The 14,343-nt window shown below is 63.8% G+C and carries 15 protein-coding genes and 1 other RNA gene; 12 read left to right on the forward strand and 4 right to left on the reverse strand.

Annotation, left to right across the window (positions count from 1 at the left end; all coding sequences use genetic code 11):
• The first annotated feature begins 103 nt into the window (after positions 1 to 103).
• From K3148_RS01175 to K3148_RS01190, 4 genes are all read left to right on the forward strand, one after another.
• Positions 104 to 1,450 carry a peptidylprolyl isomerase gene (locus K3148_RS01175; RefSeq protein WP_221425527.1) on the forward strand — a complete coding sequence of 449 codons (1,347 nt, stop codon included), beginning with the start codon at positions 104 to 106 and terminating at the stop codon, positions 1,448 to 1,450.
• The gene (gene pdxA, locus K3148_RS01180; protein ID WP_221425528.1) at positions 1,447 to 2,457 is read left to right on the forward strand and encodes a 4-hydroxythreonine-4-phosphate dehydrogenase PdxA; all 1,011 of its coding nucleotides are present in this window, start codon (positions 1,447 to 1,449) and stop codon (positions 2,455 to 2,457) included. The genes K3148_RS01175 and pdxA overlap by 4 nt, the downstream gene beginning before the upstream one ends.
• A complete protein-coding gene (rsmA, locus tag K3148_RS01185) occupies positions 2,450 to 3,274 on the forward strand; it encodes a 16S rRNA (adenine(1518)-N(6)/adenine(1519)-N(6))-dimethyltransferase RsmA (RefSeq protein WP_221425529.1) in 825 nt (274 codons plus the stop codon). The genes pdxA and rsmA overlap by 8 nt, the downstream gene beginning before the upstream one ends.
• Positions 3,275 to 3,361: 87 nt before the next feature.
• Complete coding sequence (locus K3148_RS01190) at positions 3,362 to 3,733, forward strand: hypothetical protein (RefSeq protein WP_221425530.1); 372 nt, start codon at positions 3,362 to 3,364, stop codon at positions 3,731 to 3,733.
• 47 nt (positions 3,734 to 3,780) lie between these two features.
• Here the strand turns inward: K3148_RS01190 and K3148_RS01195 are convergent, their stop codons facing one another.
• Both K3148_RS01195 and K3148_RS01200 read right to left on the reverse strand, forming a co-directional pair.
• Positions 3,781 to 4,317: a PilZ domain-containing protein gene (locus K3148_RS01195; RefSeq protein WP_221425531.1), complete on the reverse strand. Its 537-nt coding sequence runs from the start codon at positions 4,315 to 4,317 to the stop codon at positions 3,781 to 3,783.
• An 82-nt stretch (positions 4,318 to 4,399) separates the two neighbouring features.
• Entirely contained in the window at positions 4,400 to 6,496 is a 2,097-nt protein-coding gene (locus K3148_RS01200) for a malate synthase G (protein ID WP_221425532.1), read from the reverse strand.
• Positions 6,497 to 6,629: 133 nt separating this feature from the next.
• Between K3148_RS01200 and K3148_RS01205 the strand changes: the two genes are divergently transcribed.
• The 4 genes from K3148_RS01205 (at position 6,630) to K3148_RS01220 (ending at position 10,496) form a co-directional block, all read left to right on the forward strand.
• Positions 6,630 to 7,838, forward strand: coding sequence for a hydrolase (locus tag K3148_RS01205; protein ID WP_221425533.1), 1,209 nt, complete (start codon positions 6,630 to 6,632; stop codon positions 7,836 to 7,838).
• The gene (locus K3148_RS01210) at positions 7,835 to 8,851 is read left to right on the forward strand and encodes an arginine N-succinyltransferase (RefSeq protein ID WP_221425534.1); all 1,017 of its coding nucleotides are present in this window, start codon (positions 7,835 to 7,837) and stop codon (positions 8,849 to 8,851) included. The genes K3148_RS01205 and K3148_RS01210 overlap by 4 nt, the downstream gene beginning before the upstream one ends.
• Positions 8,848 to 10,098, forward strand: coding sequence for an N-succinylarginine dihydrolase (locus tag K3148_RS01215; protein WP_221425535.1), 1,251 nt, complete (start codon positions 8,848 to 8,850; stop codon positions 10,096 to 10,098). Before K3148_RS01210 ends, K3148_RS01215 begins: the two co-directional genes overlap by 4 nt.
• Positions 10,099 to 10,241: 143 nt before the next feature.
• Entirely contained in the window at positions 10,242 to 10,496 is a 255-nt protein-coding gene (locus tag K3148_RS01220) for a hypothetical protein (RefSeq protein WP_221425536.1), read from the forward strand.
• A gap of 148 nt (positions 10,497 to 10,644) precedes the next feature.
• Here K3148_RS01220 and ssrA read toward each other — a convergent pair.
• Together ssrA and mscL are read right to left on the reverse strand one after the other, a co-directional pair.
• Positions 10,645 to 10,989: a transfer-messenger RNA gene (gene ssrA, locus K3148_RS01225) on the reverse strand.
• Positions 10,990 to 11,019: 30 nt separating this feature from the next.
• Entirely contained in the window at positions 11,020 to 11,487 is a 468-nt protein-coding gene (gene mscL / locus K3148_RS01230) for a large conductance mechanosensitive channel protein MscL (RefSeq protein ID WP_221425537.1), read from the reverse strand.
• Positions 11,488 to 11,639: 152 nt separating this feature from the next.
• Between mscL and K3148_RS01235 the strand changes: the two genes are divergently transcribed.
• Genes K3148_RS01235 through K3148_RS01250 form a run of 4 tightly spaced genes read left to right on the forward strand, consistent with a single transcriptional unit; the run spans position 11,640 to position 14,342 of the window.
• Positions 11,640 to 12,260, forward strand: coding sequence for a LemA family protein (locus tag K3148_RS01235; RefSeq protein WP_221425538.1), 621 nt, complete (start codon positions 11,640 to 11,642; stop codon positions 12,258 to 12,260).
• Between the two features lie 8 nt (positions 12,261 to 12,268).
• Positions 12,269 to 13,120: a TPM domain-containing protein gene (locus K3148_RS01240; RefSeq protein ID WP_221425539.1), complete on the forward strand. Its 852-nt coding sequence runs from the start codon at positions 12,269 to 12,271 to the stop codon at positions 13,118 to 13,120.
• The gene (locus K3148_RS01245; protein WP_221425540.1) at positions 13,121 to 13,795 is read left to right on the forward strand and encodes a TPM domain-containing protein; all 675 of its coding nucleotides are present in this window, start codon (positions 13,121 to 13,123) and stop codon (positions 13,793 to 13,795) included.
• Between the two features lies 1 nt (position 13,796).
• Positions 13,797 to 14,342, forward strand: a complete 546-nt coding sequence (locus K3148_RS01250) for an NUDIX hydrolase (RefSeq protein ID WP_221425541.1) — start codon at positions 13,797 to 13,799, stop codon at positions 14,340 to 14,342.
• The last annotated feature ends 1 nt before the right edge of the window (position 14,343 follow it).

Raw genomic sequence — 14,343 nt, forward strand, 5'->3', positions numbered from 1 at the left:
CAAACGCGCTATCCGCCCCGGCGCAATCAGCTACGGTTAAGCCTGAGGGGGCCACACCGCAGCCTATCCGGGCGCCACAAGCGCGCCGCAAGGGAATACAAGCGTGAACGCACATATCGCATCGAAATTGCTGGGACTTTCCGCGGCCATCGGTCTTGCCGCCGCCGCTCACACCGGCGCGCTGGCGCAAGGCGCCGCTCCGGCTGCCAACCCGCTCGGCCTCCCCGAAGCGCCCACCATGCTCGCCAAGCCCGACCCCAACGTGCGCAAGGCAACAGCGGTGGTGAACGGCTACGTCATTACCGGTACCGATCTCGACCAGCGCGTTGCGCTCATCGTCAGCGCGAACCAGACCGAGCTGTCTGCCGAGGAAATGCAGCGCGTGCGCGCGCAGGTCCTGCGCAATCTGATCGACGAAACCCTGCAGATCCAAGCGGCCGAAGCCGAGGAAATCGTCATTGAGGATGCCGAGGTAAACCAGACCTTTGCCCGCGTCGCGGCGCAGAACAACCAGCGCCCCGAAGACATGGAAGCGTTCCTTGGCCAGATCGGTTCGTCTTCGGCTTCGCTCAAGCGCCAGATCCGGGGCGAACTCGCGTGGCAGCGCCTGCTGCGCCAGAAGGTCTCCTTTTTCGTCAACGTGAGCGCCGAAGAAGTGAACGAGCTGATGGAGCGTCTCGAGGCGTCCAAGGGCACTGACGAATACTGGCTGTGGGAAATCTTCCTCTCGGCCACCTCCGAGAACGAAGCGGCGGTCGAGGCGAACGCCGCCAAGATCATGGAACAGCTGCGCCAGGGCGGCAGCTTCCAGGCCTACGCGCGCCAATTCTCCGAAGCGTCCACCGCGGCTGTCGGCGGTGACCTCGACTGGATCTACCTTGCCCAGCTCGGCGATCCGCAGCTCGAAACCGTGGTCGGCCAGATGGAAGCCGGTCAGCTGGTCGGTCCGATCAAAATTCCGGGCGGCTATTGGATCGTCTACCTGCGCGACAAACGGCAGGTGCTGATGGCCGATCCGCGTGACGCCATGCTGAGCCTCAAGCAAATCCAGATTGGGTTTGATCCGGCCGCTTCGAACGAGGAAAACCAGGCGAAGCTCCAGGCTTTCCTCGAAGGCGTTCAGTCCATGCGCGGCTGCGGCAGCGCCAACGACATTGCATCCACGCTTGGCGCGAACGTGGTCGACAACGACCAGATCCGCGCGCGCGCGCTTCCCGAGGCCCTTCAGAACACCATCCTGCAGCTGCAGGTCGGCGAGGCCACCCCGCCCTTCGGTTCGCTGGAAGAAGGCGTTCGGGTTCTCATGCTCTGCGGTCGTGACGATCCGGAAAGCAGCGAGGGCCCGAACTTCGACGAGCTGATGGCGCAGATCGAGGACGAGCGCATCAACAAGGCCGCCCAGCGTTACCTGCGCGACCTGCGCAACGACGCCTACATCGAATACAATTGAGCACCCCGCTTCCCCTCGCCGTCTCGCTTGGCGATCCGGCGGGAATCGGGCCGGAACTGATTGCGGAAAGTTGGGCGCAGCGCGAAGAGCGCGCTGTGCCCGCTTTCTTCGTGGTCGGCGGTGCACAGGTGCTGGCCGCAGCCGTCCTGACGCGCGCCTTGCGGGTCCCTGTCGAACGGATCGACCGACCGGAGCAGGCGCTCGAGGTTTGGGACCACGCCCTTCCCGTGCTCGGCGCGGACGATGCAGATTACACGCCCGGCAAGCCTGAAGAAAGCGGAGCGCGGCTGGCGCTCTATTCGCTGGTCGAGGCTACCAGCCGCGCCGCCATGGGCGAGGCTCGCGGCCTCGTCACCGCGCCCATCGCCAAGAGCCACCTTGCGCAGGCCGGATTCACCCAGCCCGGCCAGACCGAATTCCTCGCCGACGCCTTCGGGCGCCCGCGCGAGGATGCGGTCATGATGTTGGCTGGTCCGAACCTGCGCGCGGTCCCGCTCACCGTGCATTGCGCGCTTTCGGAAGTGCCCGAGCTGATCACCAAGGACCTCATCCTCCATCGCGCCCGGATCGTGCACGAGGCGCTGAGGCAGGATTTCGGCATCGAGAAGCCCCGCATCGCGGTCTGCGGCCTCAACCCCCATGCGGGCGAGGACGGCCGCTTCGGCGACGAAGAGCAATTCGTGATCGGCCCTGCCGTCGCCGAGCTGGAAAAGGAAGGCCTCGACATCACGGGCCCGCATCCCGGCGATGCACTGTTCACCCCGCGCGCGCGCAAGGCCTATGACGCGGCCATCGCCATGTATCACGATCAGGCGCTGATCCCGCTCAAGGCGCTGGATTTCGACGAAGGTGTAAACGTCACGCTGGGCCTGCCCATCGTGCGTACCAGCCCCGACCACGGGACTGCCTTCGATATTGCCGGCAAGGGCAAGGCCGATCCCGGTGCTATGATCGCCGCACTCAAACTTGCCAGCGAGATGGCCGACCGGCGCGCCGCCAATGGCTGACCTTCCCCCCTTACGCGAAGTCATCGCACGCCACGGACTTTCCGCCAGCAAGGCGCTGGGGCAGAACTTCCTCTTCGACCAGCAATTGCTCGACCGGATCGCGGCGCTGCCCGGTCCGTTCGCCGGAAGGCGCGTGCTCGAAATAGGGCCGGGCCCGGGAGGCCTGACCCGCGCGCTCCTGAAGGCGGGCGCCGAAGTCACCGCCATCGAAATGGACGAGCGCTGCCTGCCTGCCCTCGCCGAACTGGGCGAGGCCTTTCCCGGCAAGCTCGAAGTGATCCGCGGCGACGCGCTCAAACTGGACCATAACGCGATCATGGGCGGCGAGCCTTACGCCATCCTCTCCAACCTTCCCTACAACGTCGGGACGGCACTGTTCACGCGCTGGATGGGGGGCGAGGAATGGCCGCCGCTCTGGACCTCGCTCACGCTGATGTTCCAGCAGGAAGTCGCCCAGCGGATCGTCGCCAAGCCCGGCACCTCGGCTTACGGACGGCTGGCCGTGCTTGCTCAGTGGCGCGCGCAGTCGAAGCTGGCGATGAAGGTCCATCGCAGCGCCTTCACCCCGCCGCCCAAGGTGATGAGCGCCATCGTCCATGTCGAACCGGCCGCAATGCCGGAAGGCGTGTCGGCCAAGGTCCTCGAGCGCCTCACCGAAGCCGCCTTCGGTCAGCGCCGCAAGATGCTGCGCCAGAGTTTGAAGGGCGTGGCCGGCGCGGTCGACACGCTCGAAAGCCTCGGCATCGATTCGCAACGGCGTGCAGAGACGCTTTCGGTCGAGGAATTCGAGAATGTCGCGAGGGCGCTAAGCCAGTAAGTTCTCGGTCGGAAAGCATCTGGGGGGGATGAGGTCATGGGAGCAACTGTAGGAAAAACTCGGACAATCGCAGCAATCGCTATCGCGGTGGCTTTGCTATCGGCTTGCAGCCAGCCCGACGACGACTTCCATTCCTTCACGCCCGACCCGGAGCGCATGCATCCCCCGGTGTCCGATACAAACGCCCCCACCATCTCCGAACTGGAAGCGCAAGGCTTCAAGCGGACCCTTTGGGATGCCGATCACTACGCCTGCGCCGCCGATTGCGATGCAATCCATTACTACGCCTTCTATCTAGGCCGGGCGACTCCCGACGAGCTGTGTCCCCAGTGGCGAGACGAGAGGCTGGGCGGCTTGGCCGCTTGCCGTGAGATGCTGATGGACGCATCGCAATATGTCTGTCCGGCTACGCGCGATCAGTTCGACGATGACAATTGGACGTGCCGACCGCTGGACTAGGCTTGCCCAGCTCCGAAGCTCTTTAAATGAGGGACGTCACCCGCGCGCTAACCTAGTCGGGCGCGCTCCTGCTGGGCCAGTTTGCGTAGCAGCTGGGCCGCGATATCGAGGGTCTGCAACTCCTCGGTGAGGCGCATCACGAGGTCCATATCCTCCGACAGCGTATCGGCGAGATCGTCAAGTGATCCGGCCACGCGGTGCATATCGTCGGCGGTGATGTAGCTGTTGTGCAGCGGCGCGTTGCTTTCGCGCACCGGGCCGCGCTCGCGCATCTCCTCCATCAGGCGCTGGAACGCGTTGTCGACCGATTGCTGCGGCTCGGCATCGGGGAACCAGTCCTCGACCACCGTACGCTGGGAGAAGGACACCCCTGCCTGGTCGGCGCTGCGCCACACGATCTTGCCCGGCACGCACAGCGCGCCGCGACGCAATTCGACCTCATAGCCCACCAGCGGCAGGGTCTCGCCCTCGATCAGCGCGCCGATCGGCGACATATTGCACAGGCGCACCACGCCCGATCCGGGCTGCGAATGGACGCTGGCGCGCACGAACAGGTCGATCCGTTCTTCGCGGCGTTGTTTCAATTGGGCGGCGGACAAGTTGCGCGATCCTTTTCTTATCCCGCCTGCCTACCGCCCAAGGTTTACGATATGCTTTACGCTTTCTTCAGCATGATGCCTTTTTGCGAAGCCGCCACTGGTGAAGCAGCGGCTCGGTATAGCCGCTGGGCTGCTCGACACCCTTGAATATCAGATCCTTGGCGGCGCTGAAGGCCGGGCCGTCCTCGTTCTCGAGCAGCGGTTCGTAGAACGGATCGCCCGCGTTCTGCTGGTCGACCTTGGCCGCCATCCGGCGCAGCGAATCCATCACCTGGTCCTCGGTGATCACCCCGTGGAACAACCAGTTGGCGATATGCTGGCTGGAAATGCGCAGCGTGGCGCGGTCTTCCATCAGGCCGACATCGTTTAGGTCGGGCACCTTGGAGCAGCCGACTCCCTGGTCGATCCAGCGCACGACATAGCCGAGCAGGCCCTGGCAATTGTTGTCGAGCTCTGCGCGGATCTCGTCTTCGGACCAGTTCGTGCCTTCTGCGAGCGGGATGGTGAGGAGGTCGTCGAGGCCCGGTACATCGCCGAGACCCTTTTGGACCTCGAACACGTCTTCGCGGTGATAGTGGATGGCGTGGAGCGTGGCCGCCGTCGGGCTCGGCACCCAGGCCGTGTTGGCGCCCGCGCGCAAGTGGCCGATCTTCTCCAGCATCATCTGCCCCATCAGATCGGGCGCCGCCCACATGCCCTTGCCGATCTGCGCGCGGCCCGAAAGGCCATGGCGCAGGCCGATACCGACATTGCGCGCTTCATAGGCCTTAAGCCAGGCGGAGTTCTTCATCTCGCCCTTGCGCATCATCGGGCCGGCCCGCATCGAGGTGTGGATCTCGTCGCCCGTGCGGTCGAGGAAGCCGGTGTTGATGAAGACGATCCGGTCCTTCACCGCGTGGATACAGGCGGCAAGATTGGCGGATGTGCGGCGTTCCTCGTCCATCACCCCGACCTTGATCGTATGACGCGGCAGCTCGAGCAGGTCTTCCACCGCGTTGAACAGGTCGTCGGTGAAGCCGCATTCCTCCGGCCCGTGCATCTTGGGTTTCACGATATAGATCGAGCCCTTGCGGCTGTTGCCGTAGGTCCCCAGCCCCGCGATGTCCTGCGCCGAGATGGCCGACGTCATCACCGCATCGAGGATGCCTTCCGGAATCTCCGCGCCATCCCACCGCATGGCCGGATTGGTCATCAGATGTCCGACGTTGCGCACGAACATCAGGCTGCGGCCCGGAAGCGCACGCTGCGTGTCCGAAGCGTCGGTATAGGTCTTGTCGGCGGCCAGTTCACGCGTGACCGTTTTGCCGCCCTTTTCGAAGCTGTCCGACAGATCGCCCCGGATGATGCCGAGCCAGTTGCGATAGGCGGTGAGCTTGTCCTCGGCATCGACCGCCGCCACCGAATCCTCGCAATCGGCAATGGTGGTCAGCGCGGCCTCCAGCACGATGTCGGAAATGCCCGCTTTGTCGGACTTGCCGATCGGGCTGTCGGCATCGAACTGTACCTCGATATGGAGGCCATTGTTGTGGAAGAGGAGTCCCTTGTCGGTCGTCCCGACGCGCTGCCCCTCGTCCTGCAACCCGATATTGTCGCGCCCTTCGATGTCGGCCCAGCTCTGATCCACCAGCGGCAGCGCCTCGTCGAGGAAGCGCCGCCCCTCGGCGATCACCGCCGCACCGCGATCCTCGTCATAGCCGCCGGGCCGCGCGGGCGGCGCGTCGAGCGTATCGGTGCCGTAGAACGCATCGTAAAGGCTTCCCCAGCGCGCGTTGGCCGCGTTGAGCAGGAAGCGCGCGTTGAGGATCGGCACCACCAGCTGCGGACCCGCCATGGTCGCGATTTCGGGATCGACATTCTGGGTGCCAATGGTGAAATCGCCCGGCTCGGGCACAAGGTAGCCGATGTCCTCGATGAAGGCGCGATAGGCCTCGGCATCATGCGGCTGGCCGGCGCGCTCCCGGTGCCAGGCGTCGATTTGGGCCTGGAGGGCCTCGCGCTTTTCTAGCAGAGCCGCGTTGCGTGGGGCGAATTCGCCCAGCAGGCGTGCGAAGCCCTGCCAGAAGGTTTCCGGATCGCGGCCGAGCGGGGCCAGCACCTCTTCCTCGACGAAGGTCGCCAAAGCGGGATCGGTTTCGATACCGGCGCGCGTTACGTATTGGGTCATGGAACTCCTTGAGGGTTATCGAGCGACTAGCGATGTGGACCCGGGGAGGAGTGGCACGACCTATGCCGCCAGCCGTTGACGAATGCAAGGCGCGGGGTGGACTTGCCCCGCGCGAGCCTTAAGGAAGTTGCCGATGAAACCGGATAGCGCCCCCCAAACCCTTCTCGACGCGATCGACGCGGACACCATGCTGTCGCAAGTGCAGGACTGGGCGGCGATCAACACCGGCACGGCGAATATCGAAGGCCTTGCGAGAATGGCCGGCGTGCTGGCCGATGCCTTCTCGGCCCTGCCCGGCGACGTCGAGCTGGTCGACCCTGCGCAAGTAACCGCGATTTCCGCCGAGGGGCGCGAATTCGAAAAACCGCATGGCCAGCACATGGTTCTGCGCGTGCGACCCGAGGCCGAACGCCGCTTCGTGCTGACCGGCCACATGGACACGGTCTTCCCCGTGGACCATCCGTTCCAGGACGTGACATGGCTCGACGACGAAACGATCAACGGCCCCGGCACTGCCGACATGAAGGGCGGTCTCAACATCATCCTCCACACGCTCAAGACCTTCGAGACGATGAAGGGATCGGATCGCGTCGGCTACGATGTGATGATCAACTCCGACGAGGAAACCGGCAGCCTCGCCAGCCGCGGCCTGATCGAGGAGTTGGCGCGCGAGAAATACGCGGCGCTAACCTATGAGCCCTCTGCGCTGCCCGACGGCACGCTTGCCCATGCGCGCGGCGGAACGGGCAATTACTCGATCACCATTACCGGGCGCAGCGCCCATGCAGGCCGCAACCCGCACGAAGGCCGCAACGCCATCGTCGCCGCCAGCGATCTCGTGCTGCGGATCAAGGCGCTGGAGGCCGAAGACATCACGGTGAACCCCGCCAAGATCGAAGGCGGCGCGGCCAACAATGTCGTGCCCGACCTTGCCATCCTGCGGTTCAACATCCGTCCCAAGTCGACCGACGCGATGAACCGCTTCGACGGCGAACTCGATGCCATACTGCGCCACATCGAGGCCGGGCATGAGGTCGGCATCCATCGCCACGGCGGCGTGACCCGTCCGCCCAAGCCGGTTGACGAGAAAGCCCAGCGCCTGTTCGACCTCGTCAAGGCATGCGGCGCGGAGCTCGGCCAGACCATTGGCTGGAAACCGACCGGCGGCGTTTGCGACGGCAACAACATCGCCGCCACCGGCGTGCCCGTGGTCGACACCATGGGCGTGCGCGGCGGCGCCATCCATTCGCCCGACGAATTCATGATTGTCCCTTCGCTGCGGGAACGCGCTGCCTTGAGCGCGCTGGTCCTGACGAAGCTTTCCACCGGAGACCATTTGTGACCTTCCGCCTGCGCGCCGCGCATATTTCCGATCTCGAACATCTCTACGAAATGGCCAAGCTTACCGGCGGCGGGTTCACCAACCTGCCCGCCGACAAGGCCGCGCTGACCAAGAAGCTCGAGCGCGCCGATGCCGCTTTCTCGCGCACCGAGGACACGCTGGGCGACGATGTTTTCACGCTGGTGCTGGAAAATACCGAGACCGGTCAGGTTCGCGGCACCTGCCAGCTATTCAGCCAGGTCGGCCAGCAGTGGCCCTTCTACAGCTACCGCCTCAACACGCTGACGCAGCACAGCCAGGAACTCGACCGCACGGTGCGCGCCGAACTGCTGAGCCTCGTCACCGATCTGGAAGGTTCGTCCGAAGTCGGCGGGCTGTTCCTGCACCCCGGCGAGCGGGCGGGCGGCCTCGGCCTGCTCTTGGCGCGCAGCCGCTATCTCTTCATCGCCATGCACCGCGCGCGCTTTGCCGACCGCATCCTTGCCGAACTGCGCGGGGTGATCGACGATCGCGGCGGCTCGCCCTTCTGGGATGGTGTTGCAGGCCGCTTCTTCGGCATGACCTTCCAGGAAGCGGATTATTTCAACGCCACCAACGGCAACCAATTCATCGCCGATTTGATGCCCAAGCACCCGGTCTATGTCGAAATGCTTAGTGAGGAAGCGCGCAAGGTCATCGGCGTGCCCCACCCCAGCGGCCGCGCGGCCATGCGGATGCTCGAGAACGAAGGCTTCGCCTATGAAGGCTATGTCGACATTTTCGACGGCGGCCCCTCGATGACGGCACGCACCGACAATGTGAAGAGCGTGAAGGAAGCGAAGCCTGCAAAGGTAACCGCCATCGACCTCGACATCGGCGAGCGCGCGCTCATCGCAACCGGCGAGTTGGGCGGCTTCAAATCGGCCTATGGCATGCGCGAATTCGGCGAGGACGGCAGCGTCAGCATCGACGAGATCAGCGCGAAAGCGCTGGAAGTGAGCGTGGGCGATACGGTCTGGAGTGTTGCGCGATGAGCTTAGTAGAAATCAATTTCGACGGCATCGTCGGCCCCAGCCACAATTACGCGGGGCTCAGCCTCGGCAATATCGCCAGCGCGAGCCACAAGGGGGACACGTCCTACCCCCGCGCGGCGGCGCTTCAGGGCATTGCCAAGATGCGCTCAAACATGGCGCTGGGCCTTGCGCAGGGCTTCCTCCTGCCGCTTCCACGCCCCAATGGCGACCTCATCCGCGGCCTCGCGATCGACGAAGACACACCCCGCCAGCTGCTCGCCGCCGCATGGTCCGCCTCGAGCATGTGGACGGCCAACGCCGCCACCGTCAGCCCCGCGCCCGACACTTCGGACGGGCGCTGCCACCTGACACCGGCCAACCTTGTCACCATGCCGCACCGCGCGCAGGAATGGCAGGACACGCAGGCACAGCTCGCCATCGCTTTCGGCGACGAAGAGCATTTCACGATCCACGACGCCATCCTCCCCGCCTTCGGCGACGAAGGTGCGGCCAACCACATGCGCTTTTGCGAGGGCCATGACGCGACGGGGGTCGAGGTCTTCGTCTGGGGCAGGCAGGGCGGCAAGTTCCCCGCGCGCCAGCACGAACAGGCCAGCCGCGCCATTGCCCGCCTCCACGGACTCGATCCGGCGAAATGCGTCTTCATCGAACAGAACCCGCAAGCCATCGAAGCGGGCGCGTTCCACAACGACGTAGTCTCCGTGGCGAACGAGCGCGTGCTCTTCACCCACGAACGCGCCTTTGCCAACCAGCAGGGCGCTTACGAGGCCATCCGCGCAGCCTTTCCTGCTCTCGAAGTCGTCGAAGTGCCGGAAAGCGCGGTCAGTCTCGAAGAAGCGATCCGCACCTACCTCTTCAACGCCCAGCTTCTCACCCTGCCCAGCGGCGAGATGGCGCTGGTCGTGCCGAGCGAATGCCAGGAAAGCGCCAGCGTCTGGGCCTGGTGCGAGAGCATGCTCGCCAGCAACGGACCGATCCGCAAGGTCATCCCCGTCGATGTGCGCCAGTCCATGGCCAATGGCGGCGGCCCCGCCTGCCTGCGCCTGCGCGTGGTGGCCGACCCGGCGACGGTCGACCAGCGCTTCATGCTGGACGAAGCCAAGGCCGACCGGATCGAAGCGGTGATCGCCGAAATGTGGCCCGAAACCATCGACCCGCAGGACATCGGCAGCGAAGCGCTGGCCGTCCGCGTGATCGAGGCGCGCGAGGCCCTGTTGAGTGTCCTATCCTTGGACAGTCTCGCCTAATACCGGTGCACGAGAGTTAACCGCCTCGACTCTCCTGTCCCCCTTCGACACACTCTTTCTTAACCCTCCGATTCGGCAGGAACGCGTGCATACGCGGCCCGTTGGTCGGTTGAAGGTTAGGAAAGAGGAGCTCTGCGCCACCCATGTGGACCAAGGTAAAACGGCTGTTTGTGATCAAGACGCGCTTCGAGGCGTATCTGATCATCTACGGCCTTGCCCTTGGCGCCATGACCCGCGGGGCCCATTACACGGTCGAATATCCTGGAGTGGGCGGCTGGCTGCTGATGGCGGCTACTGCAGGCGCGGTCTTCCTTGGCGGCGCGAAGATCCTTGACGCGATCCGCTACGAGCAGGAGGCGAAGAAAGCGGCCGAGGCGGACGAGCAAGCCGCGCAATAGCCGAATTTCGATGCTGAAGGTGGGGGTTGCAGTTGCTAGCTACCCCGAGTTCTCGTTTCAGGGGGGATGACCGTCGCGCCTTGGCGAGGTCAGCTCTTTCATTCGGATGAAGGTGGGGGTTTCTGTTGCTAGCTACCCCCGGAGCCCCGGAATCCGCTTCTGTTGCCCGGTGGGTCCAACCGCGCTTTAGCTTTGTAAGATCAGGGCGTTAGCCCGTCAGATTACGCTGCGAGAGCGAGTGCTTCGTTATCGTTGGCACTTGTGTGTTGTGAACAGTTTTACGGGTTACTCAGCCCGGACGAAAACACTGTCTTTCAGCACACGTCGATCCTAGTTCGGCCCCGTCAAAAACCGCTTTAAATCAGCGGGTCATGGTGGAGCCGCCGGGTACTGCCCCCGGGTCCGTTGTACCTATTGCACAGCGAAGTTTATCGCCATAGCCGGTCGAAACCGGCAGCTCCCATATAGCGATCAATCGCTTAATGTGAAGTGTATCCCCTCGCGAAACCGCGAGGGGACGTCCTCAGCCCATGGGGCCTTCTTCAGGCGCATAGTCCGGGCGCGCCGCGCGCAATTCGTCGCGGATTTCCTTGAGGATATCGAGCTCGGTCGGACCGGTCGGCGCGGCCTCTTCCTTCTCTTCGAACTCCGCCATGACCTTCTTGGCGTAGCGCACCAGCAGGAACACAATGAAAGCCAGGATCACGAAGTTGATTACGGCGGTGATGAAGCTGCCATAGCCGATCATCGCGGCGCCCGCTTCCTGCAGGGCGGCGTAGTCGTCGAGCGGGCCGTCATAGCCTTCGGGCGTATCGAGCAGGATGAAATAGCGGCTGAAATCCGCCCCGCCGAAAATCGCGCCGACGACCGGCATGATGATCTCGTCGGTCAGCGATTTGACGATCGCGCCGAAAGCCGCGCCGATGATGACCGCGACCGCGAGGTCCATGACATTGCCCTTCGCGATGAAGGCCTTGAAATCCTTGAGCACGTGCAATTCTCCCGGCAACCCTGTTGTCCCTCGTGCATTCCTGACACGAGAGGTGCGGGGGCTCAAGCCCGGCATAGCTTGAAAGCATGCGCGAGCGTGCTATCTCGATAAGACAGTCTGACGCTTTGGCATCTGCAAGGGGAATTGCCGCCATGAACCGTATCCACGCCTTTCGTATGTTCCTGCTCGGCGCCTTCGCGCTCGGCCTTTCGGCTTGCGGCATCAACTCCGTGCCGACCAAGGAAGAAGCGGCCAAGGCCCAGTGGGGGAATGTGGAATCGGCCATGCAACGGCGCCATGACCTCATCCCCAACCTAGTCCGGGTCGCCGAAGCGGCGGCTGTATCGGAACGCGACATCCTGACCGGCGTGATCGAAGCACGTAGCAAGGCCATGGGGGTCAACATCACGACCGACGACCTGTCCGACCCCGATGAATTTCAAAAGATCCAGCAAGCTGAGAATCAGCTGACGCAAGCGATCGGTCAGTTCCGCACCGTCGTCGAGCAATATCCGGATCTCAAAAGTAATGAGAATTTCCGAGACCTCATGGTATCTCTCGATGAAAGCGAAAATCTGATCAATACGGAGCGGATGCGCTACAACGAGGCTGCTCAGGTCTACAACACGGCCATTCGTACCTTCCCCGAAACCATCGGAGCAAACATCATCCACGGCGCAGAACCGCTGGAATATTTCGATGCGGAAGACGGAGCCGCCGACGCTCCGAACGTCGAGTTCGACAGTATCACAGGTGATCGCGCAGAAAGCTGAGGCGCGTCGTGCAGTTCTGGTTTCGGCATTTCTCGCTGCTGTTGTCTGCGCTGGTAGCGCTGGACGCGGTTCCGGGCGCAGCACAAGCCGAATTACCTCCCAGACCCGATGGCCCTGTCTATGATGGGGCAGAAATGCTTTCGGCTACGACCGAACAGCAACTCGACGAGAGGTTGCGAGCGTATAACGCGCAAACCGGTCACGCCATAATTGTTGCGACGGTGCCATCGCTTGGCGGAGAGCCCATCGAGCCATATGCGACACGCCTTTTCTCGACCTGGGGAATCGGCGGTGCAAAGCGCGACACGGGGTTGCTCCTCCTCATAAGTCGCGACGATCGCAAGGTGCGTATCGAGGTTGGCTATGGCCTTCATCCCTACTTTGGAGGGATAATGGCCGGTAGGGTGATTCGTGAAACGATTACACCTGCCTTCAAGCAAGGCGACTTCGATGGAGGTGTAATTCGCGGTGTCGATGCAATCCTCTCCCATTTGGCGAACAGCCCGGAGGATGCCATCGCAATCGAAGAGGCTGCGCAAGCTGCCGAAGCACAGCGTTCATCCGAAGGCGGATTCCCCATTGGCGGCTTGATCTGGTTCGCCTTCATTTTTTTCTTCTTTATCCTGCCGATGCTACGAGGCGGACGTCGTCGCAAACGGCGCTATCGCCGTGGTCCTTGGGGCGACACCGCGCGTGACATCATCCTGTGGGAGGCCGGCAAGGCCATAGCGCGAGGTATCGATGACCGATCCGGCGGTGGATGGGGCGGCGGAGGTTTTGGAGGCGGAGGCGGAGGCGGGGGCTTCGGAGGCTTCGGCGGCGGGATGTCCGGTGGCGGCGGCGCTTCGGGGGGCTGGTAAATGGCATATCTAAGCGAAAAAGAGCACGCCATCGTCTCGCAGGCGGTGGCCAATGCGGAAGAGCATACCAGCGGCGAGATCGTCACCGTTCTGGCCGACCGGTCCGACGGCTACACCGATGTCGCCCTGTGGTGGGCCATCGGGGTGAGCTTCACCGCCATGAGCGTGCTGGCCGCCTTTCCCGACTTCTTCCTCGCCAAGATCGACGCTCTGCGCGGCGGGTGGGCGAGCGAGTGGACGCAAGGCGAGTTCGTCACGCTGGTGTTGCTGGTCGGCCTGGTCAAATTCCTCGCCATGCTGGCGATCCAGCTGTGGCAGCCTCTCAAGTTCCGCATGATCCCCTCGCCCGTCACAGAACTTCGCGTGCGGGAAGAGGCCGTGCGCCACTTCAAGGTAGGCGCCGAAGGGCGCACGCACGGGCGAACCGGCGTGCTTCTCTATCTCTCCATGCGCGAACACCGCGCCGAGATCGTAGCCGACGATTCCATCGCGGGGCTCGTCCATGCCGAAATCTGGGGCGAGGCGATGGTTGACATGCTCGCCCATGTCAGCCGAGGGCGTATCGCCGAGGGCCTTGCGGCCGGGGTCGAGGATGTCGGCAAGGTCCTGGCCGAGCATTTCCCGCGCGGCGACCATGACGACAACGAACTTCCCGACCGCCTTATCGAGGTCTGACATGAGCGCATCCGACCACGAGCTGCCCGAAGAGATCGTCTGGCAGGGCAAGTTCGTCACCGCGAAGAAGCGGGGCCGCTGGGAATATGTTTCGCGCAGCCGCGGCATCCGCGCTGCCGTGATCCTCGCCGTGGACGAGGACGACCACGTGCTGCTGGTCGAGCAATACCGCATCCCGCTGGGCCGCACTTGCATCGAGCTACCCGCAGGCCTTGTCGGCGATGACGACGGCGGCGAAGACGAGGACCCGCTTGTCGCGGCGGGCCGCGAGCTGGAAGAAGAGACCGGCTACCGCGCTGCGCAGCTCGAGGACATGGGGCATTTCTATTCCTCACCCGGCATGGTCAGCGAAAGCTTTACCCTCGTGCGGGCGCGCGGCCTGACACGCGTCGGCGACGGCGGCGGGGTGGAGGGCGAAAACATCACGGTCCACCATGTGGCCCGCTCCGCCCTGCCCGCTTTCCTCGACGCCAAGCGCAAGGAAGGTTGCGGCGTGGACGTGCGTATGCTCCTGCTGCTGGGACAGGATATGATCGAAGGAGAGTGAG

It is taken from the genome of Qipengyuania aurantiaca (genome assembly GCF_019711375.1).
GTDB classification, from domain to species: domain Bacteria; phylum Pseudomonadota; class Alphaproteobacteria; order Sphingomonadales; family Sphingomonadaceae; genus Qipengyuania; species Qipengyuania aurantiaca.

What these genes read in the sequence shown, in the direction of transcription:
- K3148_RS01200 (WP_221425532.1), bottom strand. Translation starts at nt 6,496, where the DNA reads ATGACCCAATACGTAACGCGCGCCGGTATCGAAACCGATCCCGCTTTG.
- rsmA (WP_221425529.1), top strand. Translation starts at nt 2,450, where the DNA reads ATGGCTGACCTTCCCCCCTTACGCGAAGTCATCGCACGCCACGGACTT.
- K3148_RS01215 (WP_221425535.1), top strand. Translation starts at nt 8,848, where the DNA reads ATGAGCTTAGTAGAAATCAATTTCGACGGCATCGTCGGCCCCAGCCAC.
- K3148_RS01250 (WP_221425541.1), top strand. Translation starts at nt 13,797, where the DNA reads ATGAGCGCATCCGACCACGAGCTGCCCGAAGAGATCGTCTGGCAGGGC.
- K3148_RS01235 (WP_221425538.1), top strand. Translation starts at nt 11,640, where the DNA reads ATGAACCGTATCCACGCCTTTCGTATGTTCCTGCTCGGCGCCTTCGCG.
- K3148_RS01205 (WP_221425533.1), top strand. Translation starts at nt 6,630, where the DNA reads ATGAAACCGGATAGCGCCCCCCAAACCCTTCTCGACGCGATCGACGCG.
- K3148_RS01245 (WP_221425540.1), top strand. Translation starts at nt 13,121, where the DNA reads ATGGCATATCTAAGCGAAAAAGAGCACGCCATCGTCTCGCAGGCGGTG.
- K3148_RS01220 (WP_221425536.1), top strand. Translation starts at nt 10,242, where the DNA reads ATGTGGACCAAGGTAAAACGGCTGTTTGTGATCAAGACGCGCTTCGAG.